10 protein-coding genes are annotated in these 10,925 nt (G+C 76.5%); all 10 read left to right on the plus strand.

Features of this window, described 5'->3' with window-relative positions:
* Nucleotides 1-20 precede the first annotated feature (20 nt).
* Nucleotides 21-500 (plus strand): peptide deformylase, encoded by a 480-nt coding sequence (def, locus tag FHL79_RS14880; RefSeq protein ID WP_138759366.1) that lies wholly within the window; start codon nt 21-23, stop codon nt 498-500.
* The gene (locus tag FHL79_RS14885) at nt 500-1,096 is read left to right on the plus strand and encodes a GNAT family N-acetyltransferase (RefSeq protein WP_138759367.1); all 597 of its coding nucleotides are present in this window, start codon (nt 500-502) and stop codon (nt 1,094-1,096) included. The genes def and FHL79_RS14885 overlap by 1 nt, the downstream gene beginning before the upstream one ends.
* An 82-nt stretch (nt 1,097-1,178) precedes the next feature.
* Nucleotides 1,179-2,429, plus strand: coding sequence for a glutamate-5-semialdehyde dehydrogenase (locus FHL79_RS14890; RefSeq protein WP_138759368.1), 1,251 nt, complete (start codon nt 1,179-1,181; stop codon nt 2,427-2,429).
* Nucleotides 2,430-2,464: 35 nt separating this feature from the next.
* Nucleotides 2,465-3,349 carry an AAA family ATPase gene (locus FHL79_RS14895; RefSeq protein WP_014739768.1) on the plus strand — a complete coding sequence of 295 codons (885 nt, stop codon included), beginning with the start codon at nt 2,465-2,467 and terminating at the stop codon, nt 3,347-3,349.
* Entirely contained in the window at nt 3,349-4,782 is a 1,434-nt protein-coding gene (locus tag FHL79_RS14900) for a vWA domain-containing protein (RefSeq protein ID WP_138759369.1), read from the plus strand. The genes FHL79_RS14895 and FHL79_RS14900 overlap by 1 nt, the downstream gene beginning before the upstream one ends.
* Before the next feature lie 305 nt (nt 4,783-5,087).
* A complete protein-coding gene (nadD, locus tag FHL79_RS14905; protein ID WP_246080813.1) occupies nt 5,088-5,864 on the plus strand; it encodes a nicotinate-nucleotide adenylyltransferase in 777 nt (258 codons plus the stop codon).
* Complete coding sequence (locus tag FHL79_RS14910; RefSeq protein ID WP_138759370.1) at nt 5,861-6,640, plus strand: histidine phosphatase family protein; 780 nt, start codon at nt 5,861-5,863, stop codon at nt 6,638-6,640. The genes nadD and FHL79_RS14910 overlap by 4 nt, the downstream gene beginning before the upstream one ends.
* Nucleotides 6,627-7,583, plus strand: a complete 957-nt coding sequence (locus FHL79_RS14915) for a DegV family protein (protein WP_138759371.1) — start codon at nt 6,627-6,629, stop codon at nt 7,581-7,583. The genes FHL79_RS14910 and FHL79_RS14915 overlap by 14 nt, the downstream gene beginning before the upstream one ends.
* Nucleotides 7,584-7,720: 137 nt before the next feature.
* Nucleotides 7,721-8,599, plus strand: coding sequence for a ComEA family DNA-binding protein (locus FHL79_RS14920; RefSeq protein ID WP_138759372.1), 879 nt, complete (start codon nt 7,721-7,723; stop codon nt 8,597-8,599).
* 1 nt (nt 8,600) lies between these two features.
* On the plus strand, nt 8,601-10,925 hold a 2,325-nt coding region (locus FHL79_RS14925), incomplete at its 3' end, for a ComEC/Rec2 family competence protein (RefSeq protein WP_138759373.1).

Genomic DNA, 10,925 nt, shown 5'->3' on the forward strand with positions numbered 1-10,925 from the left:
AGCGCCAGCGAGGAGGACGCGTGACCGTCCGTCCCATCCGCGAACTCGGTGATCCCGTCCTGCGCACCCCGGCCGACCCGGTCCGGGCGTTCGACAAGGACCTGGCCGCGCTCGTGCGCGACCTCGAGGAGACCGTCGACCACCCCGGCCGGGCCGGTCTCGCCGCGACCCAGATCGGGGTGAGCCTGCGGGTCTTCTCCTACAACGTCGACGGCGTGATCGGGCACCTGGTGAACCCGGTGATCGCCGCGCGCTCCGAGGAGACCCAGGACGACGACGAGGGCTGCCTGTCCATCCCGGGGCTCTATGCGCCGACCGTGCGGGCGATGCACTGCACCGCCGAGGGCTTCGACGTCCACGGCGAGCCGCTGCGGATCGAGGGCAGCGGGCTGCTGGCGCGCTGCCTGCAGCACGAGGTCGACCACCTCGACGGCAGGCTCTTCGTCGACCGGCTGACCGGCGAGACCCGCAAGCGGGTGCTCCGCGCGCTGCGCAGCTGATGGCGTTCCTCGAGCCGGTGACGCTGGCCGGCGACGTCGTCACCCTCGAGCCGCTGCGCCGGGAGCACGCCAGCGCCCTGGCCACCGCCGCCTCCGACGGCCGGCTCTGGGAGCTCTGGTACACCTCGGTGCCCACCCGTGAGGGGATGGCCGCCGACGTCGAGGCCAAGCTGGCCCTGCGGGACGCCGGCGCCATGCTGCCCTTCACCGTGCGCCGCATCGACACCGGCGCCGTGGTCGGGATGACCACGTTCTGCAACATCGACGCCGAGACGCCACGGGTGGAGATCGGGTACACCTGGACGGCGGCGTCCGCCCAGCGGTCCGGGGTGAACACCGAGAGCAAGCTGCTGCTGCTCGGGCACGCGTTCGAGGTGCTCGGGTGCCTGGCCGTCGAGTTCCGCACCCACTGGCACAACACCCAGTCGCGGACGGCGATCGCCGGGCTCGGCGCCAAGCAGGACGGCGTGCTGCGCAACCACCGGCGCCAGGCCGACGGCTCGCTGCGGGACACCGTGGTCTTCTCCATCACCGACGCCGAGTGGCCGGCGGTCCGCAACCGGCTGCGGCACCGGCTCGCCCGTCACCCGGCATAGCAGCCGCTGCACCCCGGTCCCGAGCCCGAGACGGGGTGCGGAGGCCCCTGTGCCTCCGCGGGGCCACGCGTAATCTCGATGCGTGTCCGCCGACGACTTCCCGCTGATCGGAGCCGCTGCCGCGCGCGCCCGTGAGGCCGCCCGCGTGCTGCGCACGCTGCCCACCGAGACCAAGGACGCCGCGCTCGTGGCGATGGCGGAGGCGCTGCTCGAGCGGGCCGACGAGGTGCTGGCCGCCAACGCCGCCGACGTCGAGGCCGCCGCGGCCGGCGGGACGCCGGAGTCGGTGCTCGACCGGCTGCGGCTGACCCCGGCCCGGGTGTCCGGGGTCGTCGACGCACTGCGCCAGCTGGTCGCCCTGCCGGACCCGGTGGGCGACGTCGTCCGCGGGTCGACGCTCGCCAACGGCCTGCAGCTGCGCCAGGTCCGGGTGCCGCTGGGCGTCGTCGGCATCGTCTACGAGGCCCGGCCCAACGTGACCGTCGACGCCGCGGGGCTGTGCCTCAAGAGCGGCAACGCGGCGCTGCTGCGCGGGTCGGCCTCCGCGCACCGCACGAACACCGCCCTCGTCGCCGTCCTGACCGAGGCCGCGGAGAAGGCCGGGCTGCCGGCCGGGTCGGTGGCGCTGCTGCCGGCCGACCGCGCGTCGGTGGGGGAGCTGCTGAACGCCCGCGGCCTGGTCGACGTGGTCATCCCGCGCGGCGGCGCCTCGCTGATCCAGCGGGTGGTCACCGAGTCCCGGGTTCCGGTGATCGAGACCGGTGTCGGCAACTGCCACGTCTACGTCGACGCCTCCGCCGACGCAGGCGTGGCCGAGGCGATCGTCCTGAACTCCAAGACCCACCGGGTGAGCGTCTGCAACTCCGCCGAGTCGCTGCTGGTGCACCGGGACGTCGCGTTCCTCCCGCGGTTGCTCACCGCGCTGGCCGACGCCGGCGTGACGCTGCACGGCGACGACGCCGCCCGGGCCGCCCACGACGGCGTGCTCCCGGCCACCGACGAGGACTGGGCGACCGAGTACCTGTCGCTGGACATGGCGGTGCGCGTGGTCGACGACCTGCCGCAGGCGCTGGACCACATCAGCCGGTGGGGGAGCGGGCACTCCGAGGCGATCGTCGCCGACTCCGCACGCGCGATCGCCGACTTCACCGCCGGGGTCGACGCCGCCGCCGTCCTGGTCAACGCCTCGACCCGGTTCACCGACGGCGGCGAGTTCGGCTTCGGTGCCGAGATCGGCATCTCCACCCAGAAGCTGCACGCCCGGGGGCCGCTGGGCCTGCCGGAGCTCACCTCCACCACCTACGTCGTCACCGGCAGCGGCCACACCCGCTGAGCCGCACACGCCCCGCCGCCCCAGCAAGGAGCCGCATGTCCCGCACGCCCACGCACGCCGCCCAGTTCGCCGACGTCGCGGACGTGACGACCCGGCTGTCGGCCGCCGGCTACCTCCCGGACCACCAGATCGCGACGACGGTCTTCCTCGCTGACCGGCTGGGCAAGCCGCTGCTGGTCGAGGGCCCGGCCGGGGTCGGCAAGACCGAGCTGGCCAAGGCGATGGCCACGGCCACCGGGGCGGAGCTGATCCGGCTGCAGTGCTACGAGGGGCTGGACGAGGCCCGTGCGCTGTACGAGTGGAACTACAAGAAGCAGCTGCTGCGGATCTCCGCGGCCGGCTCCGGCGGTGCGGACTGGGACACCGTCCACGACGACGTCTTCGGTGAGGAGTTCCTGCTCGCCCGGCCGCTGCTGACCGCGATCCGGCGCACCGAGCCGACCGTGCTGCTCATCGACGAGACCGACAAGGCCGACGTCGAGGTCGAGGGACTGCTGCTGGAGGTGCTCAGCGACTTCCAGGTCACCATCCCGGAGCTGGGGACGATCACCGCCGTCCGGCGGCCGATGGTGGTGCTGACCTCCAACGCCACCCGGGAGCTGTCCGAGGCGCTCAAGCGGCGCTGCCTGTACCTGGCGCTGGACTACCCGAGCGCCGAGCGAGAGCGGGAGATCGTGCTGTCCCGGGTGCCGGAGCTGGCGCCGGCGCTGGCCGACCAGCTGGTGCGCACCGTGCGGGCGCTGCGGGCGCTGGAGCTGAAGAAAGCGCCGTCGATCTCCGAGACGCTGGACTGGGCCCAGACCCTGCTGGCGCTCGGGCTGGACACCCTGGACGAGTCGGCGATGCGCTCGACGCTCGGCGTGGTGCTCAAGCACGCCAGCGACCAGGTGCGCGCCGCCGCCGAGCTCCGGCTGAACTGATGTCCGCGCCGGTCCCGTCCGCCGCGGTCGAGCCCGGGGGGCTCGCCGGGCACCTGGACGGCTTCGTCCGCGCGGTCCGCGAGGCCGGGGTCCCGGTGGGGATCAGCCAGGCGGTGGACGCCGCCGAGGTGCTCACCGTCGTCGACCTGCTCGACCGCGAGCAGCTGCGGCACGGCCTGGCCGCGGTGCTGCTCCGGCGGGCCGCGCAGCGGCCGGCCTTCGACGTGCTGTTCGACCTGTGGTGGCCGCTGACCGACCGGCCGGTGGCCGACGCCGCGTCCGACGACCCGGCCGAGGACGGGGACGCCGCGGACGGCCCGCTGCCGGTCGGCGACCCGGGCGCGCTGACCGAGGCGATGCGCGCCGAGCTGCTCCGGCTGCTCACCGAGGGGGACGAGGAGTCGCTGCGCCGGTTCGCCCGGCTCGCCGTGGACACGCTCGGCGCCGGGGCGCCCTCGCCGTCGGGGCAGTCGTTCTTCAGCTACCGGGTGCTGCGGGCGCTGTCGCCGGACACCCTGGTCGCCCAGCTGCTGGCCGGGCTGCTCGGCGACGGCGACCGCGGCGGGCTGGCCGAGCAGGTGGCACGGCAGACGGCCAAGGAGCGGATCGCGGCGTTCCGGACGGCGGTGGAGGCCGAGGTGCGCCGCCGCACCGCCGCGGAGAAGGGACGGGACAAGGTCGCCCGCAACGCCGTCCGGCCGCTGGCCGACCAGGTCGACTTCCTCCGCGCGCAGCAGTCCGACCTCGCCGAGCTGCGCCGGACCGTCGCGCCGCTGGCCCGCCGGCTCGCCGCCAAGCTGTCGGCCCGGCGCCGGCTCGGGCGGGAGGGCCGGCTGGACTTCCGGCGGACGGTGCGGGCCTCGCTGGCCACCGGTGGCATGCCGCTGGTCACCCACCACCGACCACGGGCGGTGCACAAGCCGGAGCTGGTCGTGCTCTGCGACGTCAGCGGGTCCGTCGCAGGGTTCAGCCACTTCACGCTGATGCTGACCCAGGCGCTGCGGGAGCACTTCAGCGGCGTGCGGGCCTTCGCCTTCGTCGACTCGACCGACGAGGTGACCCGGTTCTTCACCCCGGGCGCCGACGTCGTCGACGCGATCGCCCGGATCGGCCGGGAGGCCGACGTCGTGAGCTTCGACGGGCACAGCGACTACGGCAACGCCCTGGAGGTCTTCGCCGAGAAGTGGCCGGGTGCGGTCGGGCCGAAGACGTCGCTGCTGGTGCTCGGCGACGGGCGGACCAACTACCGCCAGCCCGGCCTGCCCACCCTGGCCGACCTGGTCCGGCGGTCGAGGTCGGCGCACTGGCTGAACCCCGAGCCGCGACGGCTGTGGGGGAGCGGGGACTCGGCCGCGGACCGCTACCGCGAGGTCATCCCGATGGTCGAGGTGCGGACCGCTGCCCAGCTCGCGGACTTCGTCACCACGCTCTGACCCCGCACGGCCCGGCGCAGCAGGGGCGACACGCCCATGGGAACGATGTCATCGAAGATCTTCCCCGGGGACCCGTAACCGAGACGGCATCGTCCCGTTGTGCAGCGCGGGACGGCAGCGCGCCGACTCACGGCGGTGACCCCCGGGTCGCTCCCGCGGGGCGCTGCCAGCGACCGGCCGCACGGGGGGGCCGGTCGCCGGGTGGGTGCCGCGGCGGTCACCCGACGCCCGGCCCGAGGGGTCAGGCCGCTGGAGCTGATCGGTCCGCCGACCGGCTCCAGCGGCATCCGGGCTAGGCTCGACCGGTGGCGGGACGTCGGCTCGGGGTGATGGGTGGCACGTTCGACCCCGTCCACCACGGTCACCTCGTGGCCGCGAGCGAGGTCGCCGGGTTGTTCGAGCTCGACGAGGTCGTGTTCGTCCCGACCGGTGCCCCGTGGCAGAAGTCCGACCGCGGGGTGAGCCCGGCCGAGGACCGCTACCTGATGACCGTGATCGCCACCGCCTCGAACCCGCGGTTCTCGGTGAGCCGGGTCGACGTCGACCGGGGTGGCCAGACGTACACCATCGACACGCTCACCGACCTGCAGCGCGAGCACCCGGACGCGGAGCTGTTCTTCATCACCGGGGCCGATGCACTCGCCCAGATCGTGAGCTGGCGGGAGACCGACAAGCTGTTCCAGCTCGCCCACTTCGTGGGCGTGACCCGGCCCGGCTACCAGCTGGCCGACGCCGACCTCCCAACCGGCGCGGTCAGCCTCGTCGAGGTGCCGGCGCTGGCGATCAGCTCCACCGACTGCCGGGACCGGGTCCGTCGCGGGATGCCCGTCTGGTACCTGGTCCCCGACGGCGTGGTGCAGTACATCGAGAAGCGCGGGCTCTACCACGGCGGGCCCTCCCGTCCCGGTGAGGTGCTCCCGGGGACCGGCCTCCGGCTCCTCGGCGCCTCTCGCGCGAAGGACCCCGCGGCCGCGCCCGGCCCGACCCGGCCCTCGCTGCCCGACGACCCGGCCGACGATCCCGCAGACGACACCGCGGCCGGCGCCGTGGTGGACGCGGGGCCGGACGAGACCGACCGGTGACCGCGGGCCCTCTGGCCCCGCCGGTCCGCCGGCTCCTCGTCTGGCGGCACGGGCGCACCGAGTGGAACGCCCACGGGCGCTTCCAGGGACAGCTCGACCCGCCGCTGGACGACGAGGGCCGGGCGCAGGCGGCCCGGACCGCCCCGCACCTGGCCACCGTCCTGCACGACCAGGACGTCGTCCTGGTCTCCAGCGACCTGCAGCGGGCGGTCGACACCGCCGGTGCCCTGGCACCGCTGCTGGGTGTGCCGGTGCGCGTCGACGAGCGGCTGCGGGAACACGGCCTCGGCAGCTGGGAGGGCCTGACCCGTGACGAGGTCGCCGAGCGCCATCCCGAGCAGTACGCGGACTGGCTGGGCGGGCGCCCGGTGCCCGGACGCGGCGGCGAGGCGCAGGCCGACGTCGCGGCGCGGGCGCTGGCCGCCGTCGCCGGTCTGCCGCCGGCGGCCACGGCGGTGCTGGTGACCCACGGTGGCACGGCCGGCCGGCTGGTGGAGGCGCTGCTCGGACTCGGGCTGGAGCACAAGCGCATCTTCGGGCCGCTGGGGAACTGCCACTGGAGCGAGCTGGCCTTCCAGGCCTCCGGCTGGCGGCTGATGCGGCACAACCTGTACGTGCCTGCGCCCGGGCAGTTGGAGGGTGCCCGCCGTCCGGCCAGCGACCGGGGGTCGTTCCCGGGGCCGTCGGCCACCGACGTGCCGGACGCACCCCGGTCCGGGGCCACCCCGGAGGAGGCGCCGCCGGCTCCGGTCGAGGACGCCGATGCCGCCGGCTGACCCTGGTCCGCCCGACCGGACCGGCGGGCCGGCGCGCCCGGCCGTCGCGGTGGTCACCGACTCCACCGCCTACCTCCCGCAGGACGTGGTCGACCGGTACGGCATCGAGGTCGTGCCGCTGTACGTCGTCCTCGCCGGCCGGTCCGGTCGGGAGGGCAGCGAGGTCAGCTCCGCGGAGGTGGCGCGGTCGCTGGGCGTCCGGGGCGGGCACGTCTCGACCTCCCGGCCGACACCGGGTGACTTCGTCGCCGTCTACCGCCGCCTGCTCGACCGCGGCGCCACCCGCATCGTCTCGGTGCACCTGTCCCGGGAGCTCTCCGGTACCTGGGACGCGGCGCGGGTGGCGGCGGGCCAGGTGGGGGAGCACCTGGTCACCGTGTTGGACTCCCGCTCGGCGGCGATGGGCACCGGCTTCGCGGTGCTGGCCGCCGCCCGTGCAGCGGCCGCCGAGGGCACAGCCGTGGAGGTGGCCGCCGCCGCCCGGGACACCGCGGCCGCGACGCGCACCTTCTTCGTCGTCGACACCCTCGAGCACCTGCGCCGGGGCGGCCGGATCGGCGCGGCCGCGGCACTCCTGGGCAGCGCGCTGGCCGTGAAGCCCGTGCTGCACGTCGCGGAGGGCCAGGTCGTGCCGCTGGAGCGGGTGCGGACGTCCGGGCGGGCGCTGAACCGGCTCGTGCAGCGGGCCGTCGACGTGGCCGGGGACCGGCCGGTCTCCGCGGCCGTGCACCACCTCGCCGCCACGGAGCGCGCGCACCGGCTCGCCGAGCAGCTCACCGCCCGGCTGCCCGGGTTGCAGGAGCTCCACGTCAGCGAGCTGGGCGCCGCGGTGGGCGCGCACGTGGGGCCGGGCGCGGTCGGGGTCGTCATCGACCCGACGCCCCGGGCGCAGCCGGCCGCGCAGCCGCCCGACGACGGGGGACGCGGGCGCGGCGAGGGCTGACGTGCTGCGGGCGGCCATGGCCTGACCCTGGCCCGGACCGGCCGCCTCGGCTGCCGCCCGTCCACAACCGGCGCCGTCGTCCACAACCCCGCCGCGGGCCTGGCCGCCGGGTCGGGTCTGCTCCTAACGTCCGCCGGGTGCTGAAGCCGGTCCGCAGTCGTGACGACGGTGACGTGATCCGCGCCCGGCTGCGGGCGCTGCTGGCCGAGGGCCAACGGGCTCGTGGCTGGGTGCCCGACGACGAGCTGAGCGACCAGCCGTCGCCCGCCACCGGGTGGGCCGACGACGACCTGGACCGTGCCGAGGAGCCGGCGGAGGTGCCGGACGTCGCGCTGCCGGCCTCGTTGGGCCGGCACCGCGCTCCGGGACGGACCACCCGGCTGGACCCCGGCCGGCCGGGAGCGTGGGCGCTGTGGGCCGTCGCGGTCCTCGCCGCACTCGCCGTGGTCGGCTGGACGTGGTGGGACCGGCCGGCGGTGGACCAGGTCCCGGCCGCCTCCGCGACGGCGGCGCAGTCGACGACGACGGCTCCGCCTCCCGTGCCGGCGCCGGGGTCGGGTCCTCCGGGGACGCCGGCCGGCACCGTCGTCGTGTCCGTGGTCGGGCAGGTCGGCGCGCCAGGTCTGGTGACGCTGCCGGCCGGTGCCCGGGTGGCCGACGCCCTGGCCGCGGCCGGCGGGTTGCTGCCGGAGGCCGATCCGGCGGCGGTCAACGCGGCGGCCGTGCTCGGTGACGGTCAGCAGATCGCGGTCGGGGTCCCGGGGGCGGCGGCACCGGCCGTCGGGGCGCCGGGCGCCGGCGTGCCGGGCGCGGCCGGTGCCGCCGGGCCGGTGGACCTCAACACCGCGACGGCCGCCGACCTGGACGCACTCCCCGGCATCGGGCCCGTCCTCGCCCAGCGGATCGTCGACCACCGCACCACGAACGGCCCGTTCACCAGCGTCGACCAGCTCGACGACGTGAGCGGCATCGGGCCGGCGGTCTTCGCCGACCTCGTCGACCGGGTGCAGGTCTGAGGTGCCCGACCGCCGGGCCGGGACGCCGGTCCAGCGGGTCCGGGCCCGGCAGCGGTGGTCCTGGGTCGACCTGCGGCTGGTGCCCCCGGCGGGAACGGTGTGGGTCGGCACGCTCGCCGCCCGCGGGCTGCCGGTGGGGCCGTTGCTCGCCGTCGCCGGTGGCGCCGCGGCAGCGGCCGTCCTCCTGCTCCGGACGTCCCGGCAACGGTCGGGAGCTGCCGCCGTCGTCGGCTGCCTGGCGGCGCTCACCGTGCTCGGCGCGGTGGCCGCCGTCCGGGCGGAGGGGCGGACCGCCTCACCACTGCCCGGGCTCGCGGCCCAGGAGGCGGTCGTGCCGGTGGTCGTCGAACTCGACGAGGACCCGCGGCCGCTGGCCGGCGCCGGTGCGCCGAGGGTGCTGGTGCCGGCCACCGCCACCGAGGTCGACGGCCGCCGCACCCGGGGTGACCCGGTGCTCGTCTTCGGGCCGGCGGAGCAGTGGACCGGGCTGCTGCCCGGCCAGTCGGTGCGGCTGCGGGTCGCCGTCCGCGCGGCCGAGCCGGGGGACGACGTGCTGGCCGTCCTGTCGGCGCGCTCGGCACCGACCCGCCTCGCCGGTCCCGGCCCGGTGCAGACGGCCGCTGGTGCGCTGCGGACCGGGCTGGCCCGGTCGGCCGCCCGCACGCTGCCCGACCGACCGGCCGGGCTGCTCCCCGGGCTGGTGGTCGGGGACACCAGCGCCATGGACCCGGCGTTGACCGTCGAGTTCCGGCGGGCCGGGTTGTCCCACCTCACCGCGGTGTCCGGGGCCAACGTCGCGATCGTCGTCGCCCTGGTGCTGTGGCCGCTCCGGGCCCGCGGGGCGGACCGGCGGGTCCAGGCCGCGGTCGCGGTGCTCGCCATCGTCGGGTTCGTCGTGCTGGCCCGCCCCGGTGCCAGCGTGCTGCGTGCGGCGGTGATGGGCGGGGTGGCGGTCCTGGCACTGGCCTCGGGACGCTCCCGGGCGGCGGTGCCCGCGCTGGCCGCCTCGGTGGTGCTGCTGCTCCTGGCAGCACCGGAGCTGGCCGCCGACGCCGGCTTCGCGCTGTCCGTGGCCGCCACCGCCGGCATCGTGCTGGTGGCGCCGTCCTGGTCGCGGGCGCTGCGCGGGCGCCGGTTCCCCCGGCCGGTCGCCGACGCCCTGGCGGTCAGCGCCGCCGCCGGGCTCGTCACCGCGCCGCTGGTGGCGGCGCTGTCCGGTGTGGTCAGCGTCGTCTCGCTGCCGGCCAACCTGCTGGCCGCGCCGGCGGTGGCACCGGCGACCGTGCTCGGCCTGCTGGCGGCGCTGGTGTCGCCGGTCGTCCCGGCGGGTGCGGACGCGCTCAGCTGGCTCGCCGGCTGGCCGGTGCGCTGGCTGGTGCTCGTCGCCGAGCGGGCCGCCGCGGTGCCCGACGGTGCCACCGGCTGGCCGGCCGGAGCCCGCGGCGCCGTCCTGCTCGCGGCGCTGATCGGAGGCGCCGCGTGGGCGCTGCTGCGCTGGCCACGGCTGCGGCTGCTGGCGCTGGCCGCCCTGGTCGGCGTGCTGGTGCTGGGCTGGCCGCTGCGCCAGGTGAACCGGGGCTGGCCGCTCGCGGACACCGTGGTCGTCGCCTGCGACGTGGGGCAGGGGGACGCGCTGGTCCTGCCGACCGGGCCGGGGGAGGCGGTGCTGGTCGACGCCGGACCCGACGGCGCCCTGGTGGCCGGCTGCCTCGACCGGCTCGGTGTCCACCGGCTGCCGCTGGTGGTGCTGTCGCACCTGGACGCCGACCACGTCGCGGGGCTGGCCGGCGCGCTGGCCGGGCGGCAGGTGGGGGAGGTGACCACCGGCGCGCTGGCGCCGACCGACGACCGGGTGCCGGACTTCGAGCAGCTGGTCGCCGCGGCCGGTGCCCGGCACGTCGTCCTCACCCCCGGGGAGCGGCGGGCCGTCGGTGCCGTCGACGTCGAGGTGCTCGCACCGGACCCGGCCCGCGCGGTCGCCGGTGCCGAGCCGAACGACCTGAGCATGGTGGCGCGAGTGACCGTGCGGGGCCTCCGGGTGCTGCTCACCGGCGACCTGGGGGCCGAGGCCGAGGCCCGCCTCGTCGCCGAGGGCACCGACCTGTCGGCCGACGTGCTCAAGGTGCCGCACCACGGCAGCGCCGACGCCGATCCCGGTTTCCTCGCCGCCAGCGGGGCGGTCGTCGCGCTGGTCTCGGTCGGTGCCGACAACAGCTACGGCCACCCCGCCGACCGGCTGCTGGACCTGCTGACCGCTGACGGCATGCGCACGTACCGCACCGACCGAGACGGCGACGTCGCGGTGGTCGGCCGGGCGGGGGAGTGG

Origin of the sequence: Modestobacter altitudinis, from assembly GCF_005930475.1 — a bacterium.
GTDB lineage: Bacteria > Actinomycetota > Actinomycetes > Mycobacteriales > Geodermatophilaceae > Modestobacter > Modestobacter altitudinis.